This is a genomic window from Nocardioides mangrovi (assembly GCF_020073815.1).
GTDB lineage: Bacteria > Actinomycetota > Actinomycetes > Propionibacteriales > Nocardioidaceae > Nocardioides > Nocardioides mangrovi.
Genome location: NZ_JAIQZJ010000001.1, coordinates 931,340 through 948,806, shown reverse-complemented (window position 1 = coordinate 948,806; position 17,467 = coordinate 931,340). Strand labels below are relative to the sequence as shown.

Genomic DNA, 17,467 nt, shown 5'->3' with positions numbered 1-17,467 from the left:
AGCGGACTCGGGTCGCGCCGGAACCCCTACTTTGGTCAGGGCGGTCCATCCGTGCGTCCCGTGCGCCGGGGCGCCGGCCTCGGGCAAGGTGGAGCCATGATCGAAGTCCAGGGACTCACCAGGAAGTACGGCACCTTCACCGCTGTCGACGACATCAGCTTCGTCTGCCAGCCCGGCCGGGTGACCGGCTTCCTCGGCCCCAACGGTGCCGGCAAGACCACCACGATGCGCGTCATGGTCGGCCTCACCCCGCCCACCTCGGGCCGGGTCACCATCGGCGGCCACCTCTACCGCGACATCCCGAACCCCGGCCGTCACGTCGGCGTCCTGCTCGATGCGTCCGCGCAGCACGCCGGGCGCACCGGCCGCGAGATCCTCGAGATCGGTGCCCGCACGATGGGTCTGCCCGGCACCCGCGTCGACGAGATGCTCGAGCTGGTCTCGCTCACGGCCTCGGAGTCCAAGCGCCGGCTGCGCAACTACTCCCTCGGCATGAAGCAGCGCCTCGGCATCGCCCACGCGCTGCTCGGCGACCCGTCGGTGCTGATCCTCGACGAGCCCGCCAACGGCCTCGACCCCGCCGGCATCCGGTGGATGCGCGGCCTCCTCAAGGGGTACGCCGAGCGCGGCGGCACCGTGCTGCTCTCCAGCCACCTGCTGCACGAGGTCGAGCAGATCGCCGACGAGATGATCCTCATCGGCATGGGCCGGATCGTCGCCCAGGGCGACAAGAAGACGCTGCTCGCCGGTGCCGCCAAGGGCGCGGCCCACTCCTTCGTCACGGCGCTCGACAACCAGGCGCTCGCCACGGCCCTGAGCGCCAAGGGCATCACGGTCGCCAGCGCGGGCGAGGGTCTGCGGGTCGAGTCCGAGACCGTCGAGATCGGCCGCACGGCCCTGGAGGCCGGCGTCGTGCTCACCGACCTGCGCTCCGGCGAGGGCGGCCTCGAGGACCTCTTCCTCGAGCTCACCTCCGACACCCAGCGGGAGGCGATGGCATGAGCATGAACAGCACCGCTGCCCCCGGCCTCGGCCACGGGCTCGACATCTCCGGCACCACGCCCACGCCGTTCTCGCGCCTGGTGCGCGTGGAGATGCGCAAGGCCTACGACACGGGATCGGGTCGCTGGCTGCTCATCTCCACCGCGATCCTCACCGCTGTGGTGATGGCGATCCAGCTCGCGGTCGGGATCAGCCAGGACGACGTCTTCCTCACCTACAACAGCTTCCTCACCTCGACGAACTTCTCGATCGGGCTGCTGCTGCCGGTCATCGGCATCATGCTGCTCACCAGCGAGTGGAGCCAGCGCACCGCGATGGTGTCCTTCTCGCTCGAGCCGCGCCGGCCGTTGGTGATCGCCGCCAAGCTCGTCGTCGGCCTGGCGCTCGCGGTCGTCGCGGTCGCGATCGCCCTCGTGCTCGCCACGATCTGCAACGGTCTGTACGGCGCGCTCGGCGACGACCCGGTCGTCTGGAACGCCGGCGTCGCCCACACCGCGGCCTTCGTGCTGCTCCAGGTCATCGGCATGCTGACCGGCTTCGCGTTCGCCGCCCTCCTGCTCAACACGCCGGCCGCGATCGTGATCTACATGGTCTACTCCTTCGTCCTCCCCGGGCTCTTCGAGCTCGGTGCGCAGCTGATGGACTGGTTCGACAGGATCCGGCCCTGGATCGACTTCAACTACGCCCAGGGCCCGCTGGTCGACGCGACGATGACGGGCAAGGACTGGGCCTACTTCGCGGTCTCGGGCTTCCTCTGGCTGGTCATCCCGCTCGCGATCGGCGTCTGGCGGGTGCTGCGCGCGGAGGTGAAGTGAGGTGAGCGCCATGACCCTCGACCTCGGCAGCACCGCGCCGACGCCGTTCTCCCGCCTGGTCCGCGTCGAGCTGCGCAAGTCGTGGGACACCCGCGCCGGCTTCTGGCTGATCGCGTCCATCGCCCTGATCGTGGCCGCCGCCGAGATCATCGTCCTCGCGGTCGTGGTGAGCCAGGACGAGTCGGTCGCCCTCGGCGACTTCGTGGGCACCGCGGCGTTCCTCACCTCGATCCTGCTGCCGGTCCTCGGGATCATGGTGGTCACCACGGAGTGGAGCCAGCGCACCGCGATGGTGACCTTCGCCCTGGAGCCGCGGCGGCCGCACGTCATCGCCGCCAAGGCGCTGGTCGGCGTGGCCCTGACGCTGGTCACGGTGGTCGTCTCGATCGCGGTCGGCGCGCTCTGCAACGCCCTCTACGGGATCCTCCAGGGCGGTGCCGACTGGACCTTCGGGTGGGACGACTTCTCGGCGTTCCTGGTGACCCAGGTCCTCGCGATGCTGGGTGGGTTCGCGCTGGCCGCGCTGCTGCTCAACACCCCGGCGGCCATCGTCTTCTTCTTCGTCTACAAGTGGGTCCTGCCCGGTCTCTTCGAGATCGGCGCCCAGCTGATCGGCTGGTTCTCCGACCTCCGGCCGTGGCTGGACTTCCAGTCCGCGCAGGAGGCCGTCTGGGAGTGGTCGAGCAGCGGCAAGGACTGGGCCGAGCTGGTCGTGTCCGGGATCCTCTGGCTGGTCGTGCCCCTGACCTTCGGCATCTGGCGGATCCTCCGCGCCGAGGTGAAGTAGCCCTTCACCGAGGGTTGTCCGACACGTCATCTCGTGTCGGGCAGCCCGAAGCCCGGTCCGACACGCTCCAGGCGTGTACCTGAGGCTGGCAGCACTCGGAGACAGCACCACCGTCGGGATCGGGGACCCGGTGCCCGGCGGGTGGCGCGGCTGGGCTCGGCTCCTCGCCGAGTCGCTCGGCACGGCGTACGACGTCTCGTTCTGCAACCTCGCCGTGTCCGGCGCGATCTGCGCCGATGTCCGCAGCGAGCAGCTCGCCGACGCGGTGGCGCACGCCCCGGACCTGGCGTCGCTGATCGTCGGCGTCAACGACACCATGCGGTCTACCTGGGACCCGGTCCGGATCCGCGAGGATCTGATGACCTGCGCCGAGGCGCTGCACGGGTCCGGCGCCATGCTCGTGACGGCGCGCTTCCACGACCACGGCGCGGTGTTCGGGCTCCCGGGCGTGCTGCGCCGGCCGCTCGCGGCCCGGATCGAGGTGGTCAACCGGGTCTACGACGAGGTCTACGCGTCGTACGGCGGCATCCGCCTCGACCTCGCGACCCGGCCGGAGGTGGCCACCCGGCGCTTCTGGTCGGTCGACCGGCTGCACCCCAGCGAGCTCGGGCATCGCGCGCTGGCGCACGCGTACGGCGAGCTGCTGCACGGCGAGGGCATGCACTTCCAGCTGCCGGGGCTCGAGGCCCAGGGCGGCTACGAGCCCAGCTGGCGCCGCGACGTGATGTGGATGGTCGCCGAGGGCGCGCCCTGGGTGGGGCGCCGAGCCCGGGACCTGGGCCCGCTGGCGGTGCGGCTGGCGGTGACCGACCGGAGAGTGGGTCGCACTAAGGTCGGAGCATGACGACCCCCCGCGAGGACGGCCGCGCCGACGACGAGCTCCGCCCGATCACGATCACCCGCCACTGGCTCGACCACGCCGCGGGCTCGGTGCTGGTCGAGTTCGGCAAGACCAAGGTGCTGTGCGCCGCGTCGGCGTCCGAGGGCGTCCCGCGGTGGCGCAAGGGCTCCGGCCTCGGCTGGGTGACGGCGGAGTACGCCATGCTCCCCGCCTCGACGAACACCCGCTCGGACCGCGAGTCGGTCAAGGGCCGGATCGGTGGCCGCACCCACGAGATCAGCCGCCTGATCGGCCGCTCGCTGCGCGCGGTCATCGACTACCAGGCGCTCGGCGAGAACACCATCCAGCTCGACTGCGACGTCCTCCAGGCCGACGGCGGCACCCGCACCGCCGCGATCACCGGTGCGTACGTCGCGCTCGCGGACGCGGTCGCCCACCTCCGCTCGACCGGCGCCCTGACCGGCGAGCCGCTCACCGGCTCGGTCGCCGCGGTCAGCGTCGGCATCATCGACGGCACGCCCCGGCTCGACCTGCCCTACGTCGAGGACGTCCGGGCCGAGACCGACATGAACATCGTGATGACCGGCGACGGCAAGTTCGTCGAGGTCCAGGGCACCGCCGAGGGCGCCGCCTTCGACCGGGCCGAGCTCGACGCGCTGCTCGCCCTGGGCGAGAAGGGCTGCGCCGACCTGACCCGGCTCCAGCAGGAGGCGCTGGCGCGATGACCCAGGTGTTCCTGGCCTCGCGCAACCGCAAGAAGATCGAGGAGATGGAGCGGATCCTCCTCGAGCACCTGCCCGACATCGAGGTGCTCGGCATCGATGACGTCGAGGGCTACGACGAGCCGGTCGAGGACCAGGCCACCTTCGAGGGCAACGCGCTGCTCAAGGCCCGCGCCGGCTTCGCCGCGACCGGCCTGCCCTCCCTGGCCGACGACAGCGGCCTCTGCGTCGACGCGCTCAACGGCATGCCCGGCGTGCTCTCCGCCCGCTGGTCCGGCCCGCCCAAGTCGGACGACCGCAACAACGAGCTGCTGCTCGCCCAGCTGGCCGACGTCCCCGACGAGCGCCGGAGCGCCCACTTCATGTGCGCGGTCGCGTTCGTGCACGGTGACGGCCCGGCGTACGAGCAGTGCGCCTCCGGCACCATGCCCGGCCACGTGATCCGGGAGTGCCGGGGGAGCGGTGGCTTCGGCTACGACGTCCTCTTCGTGGCCGAGGACCGCCCCGGCCTCACCACGGCCGAGCTCTCCCGCGAGGACAAGGACGCCATCAGTCACCGCGGCTGGGCGCTGCGGCGGATGGCGCCGATCGTCGCGCGGATCCTCGGCGGGTGAGGACCAGGCCCCAGGCCATCGCGAAGAAGAACATCAGCAGCCCGTAGACCGCGGGCGGCACGGCCATCCGGTCCACGTCGAGCACCTCGACGGCGACGTAGATGGCCAGGGTCGCGTTGTGCAGCCCGATCTCGAACGAGCAGGCGACCGCCTGCCGCTCGGTGACGCCGGCGACGCGCGGGACGGCGTACCCGACCAGCAGCGAGATCACGCAGAAGACCGACACCGCGACGCCGACGTCGGCGATGTCGCCGGCGGCGTCGCCGGCCTCGGCGGCGATGATGCCGAGCACGATGACGCTGAGGAAGGCCGCGGACGCGATCCGGACCGGGCGGTCCGCACGGTGGGCCAGGTCCTCGGAGCGGGCGCGGACGAGCATGCCGAGCAGCACGGGCCCCAGGACGACGACGAAGACCTCGATGACCTTCCGCGCCTGGAGATCCACCGACTCGCCGAGGTCGTAGTAGTGGATCGCGAGGTTGGTCACGATCGGCAGCGACACGATCGAGACCACCGAGTTGATCGCGGTCAGGCTGATGTTGAGCGCGACGTCGCCGCGGAAGAGGTGGCTGAAGAGGTTGGCCGCCGTACCGCCCGGTGACGCGGCGAGCAGCATCATGCCGATGCCGAGCTCCGCGGGCAGGTCGAAGGCGACCACGATCCCGAAGCAGACCAGCGGCAGCACGAGCAGCTGGCAGACGAGGGCGACCCCGACCGCCCGGGGCGCGCGCAGCACCCGCCGGAAGTCGTCCGGCGTCAGTGCGAGTCCGAGCCCGAACATGATCACGCCGAGCGCGAGCGGCAGGGCGACCGTGGTGAGCGCCGAGTCCATGGCGGGACTCTAGGTGACGCGCGTCACCCGGGTGCCACTTCTGTGCGCCCGGAGAGACTCGAACTCTCACTGGCCAGGACCTAAACCTGGTGCCTCTACCCATTGGGCTACGGGCGCGCGGCGTCAGTGTCCCAGAGACCGTCGTACCTGACGCAATGGTCGTGATCCGGCCCGCACCACGACCATTCCGTCAGGTACGACGAGGGCCAGGCCCGTCAGGAGACCGCGTCGAGCTTCAGGTCCTTGCGCAGCTTGGCGACGTGGCCGGTGGCCTTCACGTTGTACTGCGCGACGGCGACCTTGCCGTCCTCGTCGACCACGACGGTCGAGCGGATGACGCCCTCCACGACCTTGCCGTAGAGCTTCTTCTCCCCGAACGCGCCGTACGCCGCCAGCACCGACTTGTCGGGGTCGGAGAGCAGGGTGATGGTGAGGCCGTCGCGCTCGCGGAACTTCGCGAGCTTCGCGGGCTTGTCCGGCGAGATGCCGACGACCTCGTAGCCCGCGGCCTGCAACGACGAGAGCGAGTCGGTGAAGTCGCATGCTTGCTTGGTGCAGCCCGGGGTCATCGCGGCCGGGTAGAAGTAGACGATCACCTTGCGGCCGAGGAAGTCGCCGAGCGACACCTCCGCGCCGGTGTCGTCGGTCAGGGTGAACTGCGGTGCGGTGTCGCCGGGGGAGAGGCGCTCGGTCACGGGGCGGACTCCTTGTCGCAAACGATGTGCAATAACGTAGGCTCGGCGATATATCCCGGGCGTCCCCAACCTATCCGCTGGACAGGAGCGCGCATGCACGTCCCCGACGGCTTCCTCGACGCACCGACGTCCGCCGCGACCGGCGTCGTCGCCGCGGCCGCGATCGGCGTCTCGTTGGTGAAGGCCCGCAAGGAGCTCGACGACCGGACCGCGCCGATGGCCGGTCTCGTCGCCGCGTTCATCTTCGCCGTGCAGATGCTCAACTTCCCGGTCGCGTCCGGCACCAGCGGCCACCTCCTCGGCGGAGCGCTCGCGGCCGTGCTGGTCGGGCCGTGGACCGCGGTGCTCTGCTTGAGCGTGGTCTTCCTGGTCCAGTGCCTGCTCTTCGCCGACGGCGGCATCACCGCCCTCGGCACCAACATCACGCTGATGGGCCTGACCACGGTCGTGGTGGGCTGGCTGGTCTTCAAGGGACTCCAGCTGGTGCTGCCCAAGCGGCTCTCCCTGGTCCCGGTCCAGGCCGGCATCGGGGCCCTGGTGTCGGTGCCGGTGGCCGCGCTCCTCTTCGTCGCTCTCTACGCCGTCGGCGGCACCGCCGACATCCCGCTCGACAACCTCGCGACAGCGATGGTCGGCGTGCACGTGCTCATCGGCATCGGGGAGGGGATCATCACCTTCCTCGCGGTCGGCGCCGTCCTCGCCGTACGCCCCGATCTCGTGTACGGCGCGCGTCCGGTCCTCGCCCGCCGCGAGCTGGAGATCCGCACCAGCACGGGGGCGGCGGCATGAGGAACCTCTCCACCAAGTGGGTCCTGGTCGGCGTCGGTGTCGTCGCCGTGGTGCTGGCCGGCGTCGTGAGCCGCTTCGCCTCGGGCAGCCCGGACGGGCTGACCAAGGTGTCCGAGGACCACGGCTTCGCCGGCACCGGCCGCACCCACCAGGGGCTCTTCGACGGCTACGGCAGCCTGACCGGCGTGATCGGTGTCCTCGTCGTGCTGGCCCTGGCCGGCGGCGTCACCTACCTCGTCCGTCGCCGGTCCCGGGACGAGCGCTCCTGACGTGGGCGCCGGTCACGGCCACACGCTGCACTACCACGGGCACTCGCCGGTCCACCGGTTCCCGGCGCACCTGAAGATCCTCGCGCTCCTGGCCTTCATGATCGTCGTGGTGGCGACGCCCCGCGACTGGTACGCCGCCTTCGTCGTCTACCTCCTGGCGATCACGTCCGTCATCGGCGTCTCGCGCGTCCCCCCGACGTACCTCCTGAAGCGGACGGTCGTCGAGGTCCCGTTCCTGCTCTTCGCGGTGCTGCTGCCGTTCGTCGCGACCGGCCCGCGCACCGAGGTGCTCGGCGTCAGCGTCAGCCAGCACGGCCTGGAGGCGGGCATCGCGCTGCTCGTGAAGGGCACGCTCGGCGTGCTCGCCAGCCTCACCCTCGCCGCGACCACCGAGCCCCAGGACCTGCTGCTCGGGCTCGAGCGGCTGCGCCTGCCGCAGCAGCTGGTGCAGATCATGTCGTTCATGGTCCGCTACCTCGACGTCGTGACCGACGAGATGCGGCGGATGAAGGTGGCCCGCGAGTCCCGCGGCTTCACCGCCCGCAACCCGCGGCACTGGCCGGTCCTCGCGCGCTCGGCCGGCGCCCTCTTCATCCGCTCCTACGAGCGCGGCGAGCGGGTGCACCTGGCGATGCTGTCCCGCGGCTACACCGGGAAGATGCCCCGGTGATGCTCCGGTGACCCCCGTCCTCGACGTGCGCGGCCTGGCCTACGCCTACCCCGACGGCCACCAGGCGCTCTTCGGCGTCGACCTCCACGTCCACCAGGGCGAGCGGGTCGCCCTCCTCGGCCCCAACGGCGCCGGCAAGACCACGCTGGTGCTCCACCTCAACGGCATCCTCACCGCCGGAGCGGGCTCGGTGGCGGTCAGTGGCCTGCCGGTCGAGAAGGCGAACCTCGCCGAGATCCGGCGTCGGGTCGGCGTGGTCTTCCAGGACCCCGACGACCAGCTCTTCATGGGCACCGTCCGCGCGGACGTCGGCTTCGGGCCGGCCAACCTCGGGATCAAGGGCGACGAGCTGGACGCCCGGGTGATGCGCGCGCTCGAGCGGGTCGGCATGGAGGAGTACGTCGACCGCCCGCCGCACCACCTCTCCTTCGGGCAGCGGCGCCGGGTCGCCGTCGCCACCGTGCTCGCGATGGAGCCGGAGATCCTGGTCCTCGACGAGCCGTCGTCCAACCTCGACCCGGCCTCCCGTCGCGAGCTGGCCGACATCCTCCGCTCGCTCGACGTCACCGTCCTGATGGTCACCCACGACCTGCCCTACGCCCTGGAGCTGTGTCCGCGCTCGGTGATCCTCAGCGGTGGCACCGTCGTCGCCGACGGCTCGACGTACGACGTCCTCACCGACGACGCGCTGATGAAGGAGCACCGGCTGGAGCTGCCGTTCGGCTTCGACCCGCGGACGATGGCGCGTCCGCACGATTGATAGCCTCCACTCGACACCATCGACCGAGGAGCAACCGTGGGCCAGGACCAGCAGCTGTCCGCTCTGGAGCAGGAGATCGAGGAGACCCGGGAACGCCTGGCGACCACGATCGACCAGCTCCTCTACCGCGCGCACCCGAAGACGATCGTCAGCCGCGAGGTGAGCAGCATCAAGGCCCACTTCGTCGACACCCAGACCGGCCAGCCGCGCACCGACAACATCCTCAAGGTCGTCGGGGGCGTCGTCGGCGTCGTCGTCACCTTCGTGGTGATCCGCAAGATCGTCCGCTGAGCGACCAGGTGTCCGACAAGACCCCCATCAAGATGCTCCACGACCGGATCCTGGTCGAGGTGGACCGCGAGTCCGGGGAGCGTCGTTCCTCCGGCGGCATCGTCATCCCGGCCACGGCGGCCATGGGCGCGCGCCGCCTCGCCTGGTCGAAGGTCGTCGCCGTCGGCCCGCACGCCCGCACCATCGAGGTCGGCGACCGGGTGCTCTTCGACGCCGAGGACAAGGCCGAGGTCGAGGTCAACGGCGAGCTCTACGTCGTGATGCGCGAGCGCGACATCCACGCCGTCGCCGCCGACCGCGTCGGCGACGAGGCCACCGGCCTCTACCTCTGACCGTCCGAGTCGATCAGGTCAGCACTCCACCAGCACGACCGGACGCCAGCTGACGTACTCGGTGTCCGCGTGCACGGACGCGAACCGGAACGTCACCTCCTTACGGCTCGTCCGCACGTCGCTCGAGCGCGGCGGCTCGAGGCACTCCGGCCAGCCGGAGTCGTGGTAGGTACCGGAGTCGTCCACCCAGGCGACCGTGTCCTGGATCGCGTAGGTCCAGCCGTCGGCGTCGACGGGACATCACAGGTCACGCACCCTTCCCCCGCGATTCCCCCGGGAACCGGCACCCAGGCGCCTCAGACCCTGGGCGCCGGTTCGTGGTCAGCGAACCTTGACGACCATCGGCTTGCTGGCGACACCGTCGACCGAGACGCGGAACTTGAAGGAGCCGCGCTTGGTCAGCCGCGGGAACGCGACCCGGGCCTGGCCCGCGCTGTCGATGGTGGCGGTGGTGGCGGTGCGCCACGAGCCGGAGGCGAGCCGCTGCAGGACGACGGAGTCGTCGGTGGCGTCCTCGGCCACCGAGACCCAGACGGCCTGCGGGGTCGCGCCGCGGGTGACCTGCGTCGTACCGCTGCTGAAGCCGCTGACCAGGGACTCGGTCGAGCCGGTGCTGCCCGTGTCGGTCGCGTCGGTGCAGGTGCCCTGCCAGTGGTAGTTGGTGCCGCCGACCTGGACCCACACCGGGGTAGCGGAGGTGACGCCCGCCGGCCACTGCGGGTGGGCGGCGAAGGTGAAGACAGTGTGGCCGGACCAGGTGCCGGTGTTGTTGTGGAAGTTCAGCGTGACCTGGCCGAGGTTGGTCTCCAGCCGGACGTTGACGTCGTTGGCCTGGCCCGACGGGAGGTTGGCCGGGTAGTCGACGGTCAGCGCGGTGCAGCTCGGCGCGGCGTAGGTCCAGTCCCAGCTCCACGGCGTCACGGTCGGACCCGGGTTGCTCGGGTCGGAGACGACGGGCTCGGTGACCGGCTCGGTGGTCGGGTCCGTGGTCGGCGTCGGGTCGGTGGTCGGGTCCGTGGTCGGCGTCGGGTCGGTGGTCGGGTCGGTGGTCGGCGTCGGGTCCGTGGTCGGGTCCGTGGTCGGGTCCGTGGTCGGGGTCGAGCTCGCGCACGGGCTCACCCAGAACACCTTCGACTTCTTGTCCGAGCCGTGGGAGCCGGCGGTGTCGGTCGTCATCTTCACGTGGAAGCCCTGCTGCGCCTGCGGCGTGCCGGTGAAGGAGAGGGTGTAGACGACGCGGCCGTCGAGGTCGGTGCCGCCGCCGGCCGGGTCGCCGCCGACGAAGACGTGGGTGGCGCCGGTGACCGCGATGGTCGCGTCGGCGGTCGGGGCCTGGCTCTCGAAGGTGACGTCGGACCAGATGGTCGAGCCCTGGTCGAAGCCGTACCACTCGACGGCGAAGGAGCAGCTCACGTGCGGGTCGTTGCTCGGGGTGGCGACGTCGTCGATCTCGGCGATCTTGACGGTGCCGTTGTTCCCGCCGGGGCTGGTGCTGCCGGCGATCGCGGGAGCGGCGCCGAGGGCCAGCAGAGCCGGCACGGCGATGGCCGCCGCGAGCGTGGTGAGAGTGGTGCGCATCGTGCCTGCTCCAGGGGTTCGAGAACGTGTCCGGAGAAGCGTCACACGCGGGTGACAGGCGAGGAACAGGCTTGGGGGAGACCTCGGGGAACCTTAGGGAAGCGCTGAGCCGATCTTGAGGGAAGCCGTCTGGGAGCGCTCCCGAGCGCTCAGGAGAGGCCGGAGAAGGGCTCCGTGCCCCGCACGAGACGCAGGCCGTGGATCCCCGAGTGGCGCTGCGCCCAGGCCAGCTCCTTGGCCAGGTCGCCGATGTTGTTGGAGGCCGGCAGCGGGGCGAGACCGAGGGTCGAGAGCACCCCGATGGCGGTCCCGTCGGCGGAGAGGAAGCCGGATCCCGAGTCGCCGGGGATGCCCGGCGTCACGGTGTAGAGCGGGTGCGACCAGCCGCCGTCGGCCACCTGGTCGCCGAGGCTGATGCCGGTGTGCGGCGACAGCTCGCTGACGCCGGCGCGGAGGCTGGAGTTGCCGTAGGTGTAGACCTGGTCGCCGGAGGCGGTGCCGTCGGTGTCGATGCCGGTGGGTCCACCCCAGACCGGCACCGACGGGTTGACCTTCGCGACGTCGGCAGCGCGGACCCGGACCAGGGCGAGGTCGTTGTAGGCGCACGCCAGCGCGTCGGACGTCTTCCGCTCCTGCATGCTCAGCCAGGACGAGTAGACGAGCCGGCCGCTGCCGACCTTCGTGCCCTCGTCGACGAGGCTGCCGCCCTCGGCGAAGGTGACCTTCGTGCCGAGCGGCAGCGACGCGGTGCTGCACCCGTCGGTGTCGGTGGCCTCGCCCTCCCCGGCGCAGTGGGCGGCGTAGCCGACGTACACGTGCGCCGCGGCGTCGGTGTAGACGAAGTTGGCGGTGCACTGGGCGCCCTTCGTGTACATCATCGTGCCGGGGTGGATGGCCGCGTCGGCGGCCGCCGCCCAGCGCCCCGAGCGGGCGCCGGCGTCGGCCGGAGCCGCGACGAGCACGGAGGCGGTGGCCAGGACGGCCGCGGCGGCGAGGACGGGCATCGGCGAGAGGCGCATGCCCGGACAACGAGCCGTCGGCGCCGCGGGTTACTGCAGCTCTACCGGAGGGCGCCGTACGCGTGGGTCGGCGTGATCCGGACGACCACCCGGCGGTCGCGCACCAGCGCGGCCCGGTAGTCCTCCCAGTCCTCGTGCTCGCCCGCGAGGGCGCGGTAGAGCTCGACCAGCTCGTCGGCGGCCGCGTCGTGAGGCTCGGCGACCACCGGTGACAGCTCGACGTCGCCCTCGAGCACGCCGTAGGACCAGAAGTCGGGGCCGTTGACGTGCAGCGCGGCCCACGGGGTCCGGCGCAGGTTGGCGTACTTGGCGCGGTCCTCGGTGATCGACACCCGCACCCGACCGTCCTCGCCGACCGCGGCGAGGACGTTGGAGAGCTGAGGATGGCCGTCGCGCTTGAGGGTGACCAGGACCGCCTGGCGGTTGGCGCGGACGGCGTCGAGGGCCCGGGCGATCTCCATCAGCCGACCGCCCGCCGGATCATGACGTACGCCGCGGCCGCAGTGGCGAGTGTCGCGAGTGCGATCGCCGGTGCCGCGGCGGCGGGGAGCGTGCCGTGCTCGCGCTCGGCCAGCGCGGCCCGGTGGCTCTGCGAGGAGAGGATCGAGGACTTCGCCTGCGAGGAGAGCACCGACCCGTCGCTCTGGAAGGAGAGCACCGAGAGCCGGGACATCGAGGAGCCGAAGGAGAACATCGACGCGAAGGATCCGACGCTCCCGAGGGAGGCGACCGAGCCGACCGAGCCGATGCTCAGCAGCGAGCCGTCCGACCACAGTGACAGGACGCTGCGGTGGGAGCCGTACGACCAGAGGTTCTGCACGGTTCCCACCGTAGCCGGGACGCGCGGGCCGCACCGGAACGCAGCGAGGCCCCTCCCGATCGGGAAGGGCCTCGCTGGGTGGTACGCCATCAGGGACTCGAACCCCGAACCCGCTGATTAAGAGTCAGCTGCTCTGCCAATTGAGCTAATGGCGCCCTGCTCAGGAACCAACCCCGAGGGATTGCTCCGAAGCGACGTGAACTCTACCAGCGGGGAACGCGTGCGAAAAATCGGGACCGCACGCCGCTCATCGGGCCTCCGCGGCCGCCTCCAGGACGGCCCTCGCGGCGGCGTGCCCGGCCACCCCGGAGACCCCTCCGGAGCGTCGTGAACCGGCTCCGCAGAGCAACACGGAGGCGATGTCGGTCTGCACACCCCACCGCTGGGCGGGGGTGTCCAGCCGGGCCCGGTTGCCGGCCCACGGCCACTCGGGGTCGCCGTGCAGCGGGTGCCCGCCGGGCATCGCCAGCTCGCGCTCGACGTCCTGGGGGAGCGACACCTGGGCGTCGGCCCGCACCGGCCCGACCAGGTGCCGGCCGAGCTCGGCGACCACCCGGTCCGCGACCATCGCGCGACCGGCGTCGGGGTCGGCGTCGAAGAGAGTCGCGGGCGTGAGCAGGCCGTGGAAGGTCCACGCGGCAGGGTCATCGGTCGGCTCCAGCCGACCCGGGACGGGGTCGGGGAGCACACCGGCCGTCGTGGCGTCGTACGCCGCGGTCAGCTGGCCGTAACCGGAGGCGAGCCAGGTCGGAGGTGCTCCCGAGTGCCAGGCCGGGGCGTGGTCGAGGCGGAGGTCGACCGTGACCTGCGCGCCGACCGGCTTGGTCTCCGGGTGCTCCCCGTGACCGAGCAGGATCTCGAGGACCCAGGGGGCGACGTCGGCGAGCACCCAGCGGGCCGCGACCGTGCCCGCGCCGTCGGGGCCGTCCCAGGTCACCTCGGCCCCGTCGTCGCCGGCGTCGATGCGACTCACGCCCGCCGACGTGCGGATCTCGGCCCCCGCCTCCGTCGCTGTGCCCTCGAGCGCCGCGGCCAGCGTGCCCATCCCGCCGACCGGCACCCGGCGTCCGCTGGACCGCTGCAGCAGGTCGTCGAGGAACGCGCGGTTCTGCCGCAGCGACGGATCGTGGAGCGACACGGCCCCGGCGCTGAGCGCGCCGACCGCGGCCAGGCCGCGGACGCCGTCGTCGCGGAACCGCTCCTCGATCGTCTCGCCGAGCGGCCGCACCACGAGGTCGCGCCACACGTCCGGGTCGACCCGGGCCCGGAGGTCGCGCTCGAGGGGCAGCGGGTCGAGCAGGGTGGTGCGGACCGCGTCCGCGAGCTGGCCGGTGTCGGCCAGCCAGCGGTCCCACGCTGCCCGCTCGGCGTCGGGTACGTCGGGCTCGGCCGGTCCGGTCCGCAGCTCCAGGTCGAGCCCGAGCTCACCGAGCAACCGGTCCGGCAGCGCCCCGACGGAGGTCGCCCAGCGGCCGGCGAAGGGGTCCGCCGGTGCCACCGCGCCGCCCGTGCGGGGCAGCCGTTCGAGGACCTGCACCGACATCCCGGCGCGTGCCAGGTAGGCCGCGGCGACCAGTCCGTGGTGTCCTCCGCCCACGACGACGACGTCCCGTCTCTCCCCAGAGGTCATCGGGCCAACGTAGTCCGATTCGGCATTGCGCCGACGCCCGGAGCGCCGAGCACGACAAGATGGGGTGCCGCACCGGGTCGGGAGGAGCGCCGTGGTCAGCTCGTGGGTGGTCCGCGTGGTCGTCCTGTTCGGGGCGACCGCGCTCTTCGGCCTGTCCGCGGTCCACAGCACCCCGGACGGCGGCACCGCGATCGGCATCTGGCCGATCGGGCTCGCGACCGGCTGCCTGCTCGTGACGACCCGCCCGCCGACAGCGGTGCTGCTGGTCCTGACCGGCGTGATCGGGGTGGCCACCATCGCCACCGAGCGCGACAACGCCGTCGCGATCGGCATCGGGATCGGCATGGCGATCGAGGTCGGTGTCGTCTGGTGGATCCTGACCGGCGGACGGCGCGAGCGCCCGGAGCTCTTCACCAGCGGCGACCTGTCGCGGCTGGTGCTCGCGACCACCGTCGGCAGCCTCGTGGGCGGGACCGCGGCGATGGTCACCAGCGCTCTCAGCGGCTGGGGCGAGCCGTGGGTCCTGGGCCTGGCGGTGGGTGCCTCCAACCTCGCCTCCCAGCTGATCCTGGTCCCGTTCTTCTGCCTGCTCCGCAACCACGACAGCGCGGCCGGTCCGACCGAGCGCAGCATCCAGTGGCTGGCCGTGCTGGTCGCGTCGCCCCTGGTCTTCGCGCCGCACGACTTCCCGTCGGTCGTCTTCGTGCTGATCCCCCTGCTCGCGTGGTGCGCCCTGCGGACCCGCCCGTTCGAGGCGCTCGCCCAGATGCTCGCGGTGGAGGCCTTCGCGATCCTGATGACCTCCTACGGGCGCGGGCCGTTCGCCAACGCCGGCAAGCGCTACGGCTTCAGCGCCGACTCCCAGGGCATCCTGCTCGCGTCGTTCCTCATCGTGTGTGCGCTCGTCGTGGTGCCGCTGATGCTGGCCGTGGGCGAGCAGATCGAGAACGCGCGGCTGACCGCCACGGAGCGCGACAAGGTCCAGAACATCGTCAACGGCATCGCCAACGTCGCGATCATCGGCACCAACTCGCGCGGCGAGATCACCCTCTTCAACCCCGGCGCCGTCCGGCTCCTCGGGTACGCCGAGGACGACATGCTCGGTCGCACCACGCGGCACCTCCACTCCGACACGGCGATCGCGACCAAGGCCGAGGCCCTCGGCACGCAGGTCGACTTCAGCGCGGTCGCCCAGGCGATGATGGGCATCGGCTCCACGGACATGGGCTTCGTCCGCGCCGACGGCGTCGAGCGGATGCACTCGATGTCGCTCAACCGGGTCAAGGACGACCGCGGCGAGGTCACGGGCTACGTCAGCACCTCGGAGGACATCACCGAACGGGTCGAGGCCGAGCGCAAGCTGGTCGCCGCGCTCGAGACCGAGCGCGAGGCGCTCGAGCGGATGCGCGAGGTCGACCAGGTCAAGGACGCCTTCGTCTCGAGCGTCAGCCACGAGCTGCGCACCCCGATCACCAGCATCCTCGGCTACCTCGAGATGCTCGAGGACGGCGCGTACGGCCGGCTCGCGCCCGACCAGCAGGACGCCGTACGCCGCGTCGCGGCCAACAGCTCGCGACTGCTGTCGCTGATCGACGACCTGTTGACGCTCTCGCGGATCCAGGACGGCGGGATCGGCTTCCTCGACCGGGTCGTCGACCTCCGCAAGACGGTGGCGGCCGGCTGCGCCGTCGTCGCGCCGGCGCTGGAGCACCGCGACCTCACCCTCGACGTGTCCTACCCCGAGGACCCGGTGCCCTTCCTCGGCGACCGCGACATGCTCGAGCGGGTGGTGATCAACCTGGTCGGCAACGCCGTGAAGTTCACCCCGGAGGGCGGCAAGGTGAACGTCGACCTCAGCCTCGAGGACGAGATCGTCATCGCGGTGAGCGACACGGGCATCGGCATCCCCCCGCAGGAGGTCGAGCTGCTCTTCAGCCGCTTCTTCAGGTCCTCGCTCGCCCAGGAGCGGGCGATCCCCGGCAGCGGCCTCGGCCTGTCGATCACCCACGCGATCGTCGAGCAGCACGGCGGCTCGATCGGCGTCGAGTCCGAGCCGGGGGTCGGCACGACCTTCCGGGTCAGGCTCCCGCTGCTCGGCGCGGCGTGAGCGTCTTCTCGAACCACGCCTCGGCGTACGGGTTGTCGTTGTAGCGCTCGATCTCGGTGTAGCCGGCGCGGCCGTACATCGCGATCGCCTCGCCGAGCGTCCGGTTGGTGTCGAGCACGACCCGGCGGTGTCCGAGCCGCGCGGCCAGCCCCTCCAGCTCGCGCAGCATCCGCGACCCGAGCCCGGCGCCGCGCCAGCCCGGGTCGACCCACATCCGCTTGACCTCGCCGGTCTCGGCGGACAGGTGCTGCACCCCGCCGTACGCCACGGGCGCGCCGTCGCTGGTCGCGAGCAGGAACGTGCCCGTGTGGTCGGGTGTGCCGGGGTCGAAGCCCCGCGGGAAGCGCCGGTCGAGCTCGGCGAAGTAGCGGCCGGCGGCGTCGAGCGCGGCGGGGTCGGTCGGCGGCACCTCGCGGAGGTGGACCGTCGCGGCCCGGACGAGCAGGTCCGCGGTCGCCAAGGCGTCGGTCAGCCGGGCGCGCTGCCGCTCGGTGAGCGGGTCCACGAGCGCCCGCGCCCGGTCCTCGGAGCGGGCCTCCAGGTCGCGCCACGCCTCCCGCCCCGCGGCGGTGAGGGTGGCGACCCGGCGGCGCCGGTCGGCCGGATCGGGCACGACCTCGACCAGCCCGGCGTCGCCGAGCCGCCCGAGCATCCGGGTCAGGTAGCCCGAGTCCAGGTCGAGGCGGGCCCGCAGGTCGCGCACGGTCGCGCCGGCGGGACCGATCTCGAAGATCAGCCGGGAGAGGGCGAGCGGTCGTCCGGTGCCGAGGAAGGACTCGTCGAGGGCGCCGATGCGCTGGGTGTAGGTGCGGTTGAACCGGCGGAGCGTGTCGGTCGCGAGCTCGGAGGAGACCATTCTCTGACTATAGTCAGAGAATGTCGCCGAGCGGGAAG

At 71.8% G+C, this 17,467-nt stretch carries 22 protein-coding genes and 2 tRNA genes; 13 read left to right on the top strand and 11 right to left on the bottom strand.

Annotated features, from left to right (window positions below):
* Positions 1–96 precede the first annotated feature (96 nt).
* The 6 genes from K8U61_RS04565 (at position 97) to rdgB (ending at position 4,781) form a co-directional block, all read left to right on the top strand.
* The gene (locus tag K8U61_RS04565) at positions 97–1,002 is read left to right on the top strand and encodes an ABC transporter ATP-binding protein (protein ID WP_224121775.1); all 906 of its coding nucleotides are present in this window, start codon (positions 97–99) and stop codon (positions 1,000–1,002) included.
* Positions 999–1,817 carry an ABC transporter permease subunit gene (locus K8U61_RS04560; RefSeq protein WP_224121774.1) on the top strand — a complete coding sequence of 273 codons (819 nt, stop codon included), beginning with the start codon at positions 999–1,001 and terminating at the stop codon, positions 1,815–1,817. Before K8U61_RS04565 ends, K8U61_RS04560 begins: the two co-directional genes overlap by 4 nt.
* A 10-nt stretch (positions 1,818–1,827) precedes the next feature.
* Positions 1,828–2,604, top strand: a complete 777-nt coding sequence (locus tag K8U61_RS04555) for an ABC transporter permease (RefSeq protein ID WP_224121930.1) — start codon at positions 1,828–1,830, stop codon at positions 2,602–2,604.
* Between the two features lie 73 nt (positions 2,605–2,677).
* A complete protein-coding gene (locus K8U61_RS04550; protein ID WP_224121773.1) occupies positions 2,678–3,448 on the top strand; it encodes an SGNH/GDSL hydrolase family protein in 771 nt (256 codons plus the stop codon).
* Positions 3,445–4,170, top strand: a complete 726-nt coding sequence (rph, locus tag K8U61_RS04545) for a ribonuclease PH (protein ID WP_224121772.1) — start codon at positions 3,445–3,447, stop codon at positions 4,168–4,170. The genes K8U61_RS04550 and rph overlap by 4 nt, the downstream gene beginning before the upstream one ends.
* Positions 4,167–4,781, top strand: coding sequence for an RdgB/HAM1 family non-canonical purine NTP pyrophosphatase (gene rdgB, locus K8U61_RS04540; RefSeq protein WP_224121771.1), 615 nt, complete (start codon positions 4,167–4,169; stop codon positions 4,779–4,781). Before rph ends, rdgB begins: the two co-directional genes overlap by 4 nt.
* On the opposite strand, the gene K8U61_RS04535 is transcribed toward rdgB, so the two are convergent.
* The 3 genes from K8U61_RS04535 to bcp all read right to left on the bottom strand — a co-directional run bounded on the left by K8U61_RS04535 (position 4,717) and on the right by bcp (position 6,308).
* Positions 4,717–5,613 (bottom strand): bile acid:sodium symporter family protein, encoded by an 897-nt coding sequence (locus K8U61_RS04535; protein ID WP_224121770.1) that lies wholly within the window; start codon positions 5,611–5,613, stop codon positions 4,717–4,719. The two genes, rdgB and K8U61_RS04535, sit on opposite strands and share 65 nt — an antisense overlap.
* Before the next feature lie 43 nt (positions 5,614–5,656).
* Positions 5,657–5,730, bottom strand: a tRNA-Leu gene (locus K8U61_RS04530).
* 98 nt (positions 5,731–5,828) lie between these two features.
* Positions 5,829–6,308 (bottom strand): thioredoxin-dependent thiol peroxidase, encoded by a 480-nt coding sequence (bcp, locus tag K8U61_RS04525; RefSeq protein ID WP_224121769.1) that lies wholly within the window; start codon positions 6,306–6,308, stop codon positions 5,829–5,831.
* Positions 6,309–6,401: 93 nt separating this feature from the next.
* On the opposite strand from bcp, the gene K8U61_RS04520 reads away from it, so the two are divergent.
* The 6 genes from K8U61_RS04520 to K8U61_RS04495 are packed head-to-tail and all read left to right on the top strand — an operon-like array spanning position 6,402 to position 9,419.
* The gene (locus tag K8U61_RS04520; protein WP_224121768.1) at positions 6,402–7,097 is read left to right on the top strand and encodes an energy-coupling factor ABC transporter permease; all 696 of its coding nucleotides are present in this window, start codon (positions 6,402–6,404) and stop codon (positions 7,095–7,097) included.
* A complete protein-coding gene (locus K8U61_RS04515) occupies positions 7,094–7,366 on the top strand; it encodes a PDGLE domain-containing protein (protein ID WP_224121767.1) in 273 nt (90 codons plus the stop codon). Before K8U61_RS04520 ends, K8U61_RS04515 begins: the two co-directional genes overlap by 4 nt.
* A 1-nt stretch (position 7,367) precedes the next feature.
* The gene (gene cbiQ, locus K8U61_RS04510) at positions 7,368–8,036 is read left to right on the top strand and encodes a cobalt ECF transporter T component CbiQ (RefSeq protein ID WP_224121766.1); all 669 of its coding nucleotides are present in this window, start codon (positions 7,368–7,370) and stop codon (positions 8,034–8,036) included.
* A 7-nt stretch (positions 8,037–8,043) separates the two neighbouring features.
* Positions 8,044–8,796: an energy-coupling factor ABC transporter ATP-binding protein gene (locus tag K8U61_RS04505; RefSeq protein WP_224121765.1), complete on the top strand. Its 753-nt coding sequence runs from the start codon at positions 8,044–8,046 to the stop codon at positions 8,794–8,796.
* A 36-nt stretch (positions 8,797–8,832) separates the two neighbouring features.
* A complete protein-coding gene (locus K8U61_RS04500; RefSeq protein WP_224121764.1) occupies positions 8,833–9,087 on the top strand; it encodes a DUF3618 domain-containing protein in 255 nt (84 codons plus the stop codon).
* 32 nt (positions 9,088–9,119) lie between these two features.
* On the top strand, positions 9,120–9,419 hold the full coding sequence (locus K8U61_RS04495) for a GroES family chaperonin (RefSeq protein ID WP_224121929.1): 300 nt from the start codon (positions 9,120–9,122) through the stop codon (positions 9,417–9,419).
* Positions 9,420–9,437: 18 nt separating this feature from the next.
* Here K8U61_RS04495 and K8U61_RS04490 read toward each other — a convergent pair whose 3' ends face one another.
* The 7 genes from K8U61_RS04490 to K8U61_RS04460 all read right to left on the bottom strand — a co-directional run bounded on the left by K8U61_RS04490 (position 9,438) and on the right by K8U61_RS04460 (position 14,466).
* The gene (locus tag K8U61_RS04490; protein WP_224121763.1) at positions 9,438–9,605 is read right to left on the bottom strand and encodes a hypothetical protein; all 168 of its coding nucleotides are present in this window, start codon (positions 9,603–9,605) and stop codon (positions 9,438–9,440) included.
* Positions 9,606–9,740: 135 nt separating this feature from the next.
* Positions 9,741–10,997 (bottom strand): hypothetical protein, encoded by a 1,257-nt coding sequence (locus tag K8U61_RS04485; protein WP_224121762.1) that lies wholly within the window; start codon positions 10,995–10,997, stop codon positions 9,741–9,743.
* A gap of 149 nt (positions 10,998–11,146) precedes the next feature.
* A complete protein-coding gene (locus K8U61_RS04480; RefSeq protein ID WP_224121761.1) occupies positions 11,147–12,016 on the bottom strand; it encodes a hypothetical protein in 870 nt (289 codons plus the stop codon).
* Between the two features lie 41 nt (positions 12,017–12,057).
* A complete protein-coding gene (locus tag K8U61_RS04475) occupies positions 12,058–12,477 on the bottom strand; it encodes a PPOX class F420-dependent oxidoreductase (protein WP_224121760.1) in 420 nt (139 codons plus the stop codon).
* Complete coding sequence (locus K8U61_RS04470; RefSeq protein ID WP_224121759.1) at positions 12,477–12,836, bottom strand: hypothetical protein; 360 nt, start codon at positions 12,834–12,836, stop codon at positions 12,477–12,479. Before K8U61_RS04470 ends, K8U61_RS04475 begins: the two co-directional genes overlap by 1 nt.
* Before the next feature lie 79 nt (positions 12,837–12,915).
* Positions 12,916–12,991 (bottom strand) — tRNA-Lys (locus tag K8U61_RS04465).
* A gap of 92 nt (positions 12,992–13,083) precedes the next feature.
* Positions 13,084–14,466, bottom strand: coding sequence for a phytoene desaturase family protein (locus K8U61_RS04460; protein WP_224121758.1), 1,383 nt, complete (start codon positions 14,464–14,466; stop codon positions 13,084–13,086).
* A 91-nt stretch (positions 14,467–14,557) separates the two neighbouring features.
* Between K8U61_RS04460 and K8U61_RS25355 the strand changes: the two genes are divergently transcribed.
* Positions 14,558–16,573: an ATP-binding protein gene (locus tag K8U61_RS25355; RefSeq protein WP_224121757.1), complete on the top strand. Its 2,016-nt coding sequence runs from the start codon at positions 14,558–14,560 to the stop codon at positions 16,571–16,573.
* Here K8U61_RS25355 and K8U61_RS04450 read toward each other — a convergent pair.
* Positions 16,545–17,429 (bottom strand): GNAT family N-acetyltransferase, encoded by an 885-nt coding sequence (locus K8U61_RS04450; RefSeq protein WP_224121756.1) that lies wholly within the window; start codon positions 17,427–17,429, stop codon positions 16,545–16,547. The two genes, K8U61_RS25355 and K8U61_RS04450, sit on opposite strands and share 29 nt — an antisense overlap.
* Positions 17,430–17,467: the final 38 nt, after the last annotated feature.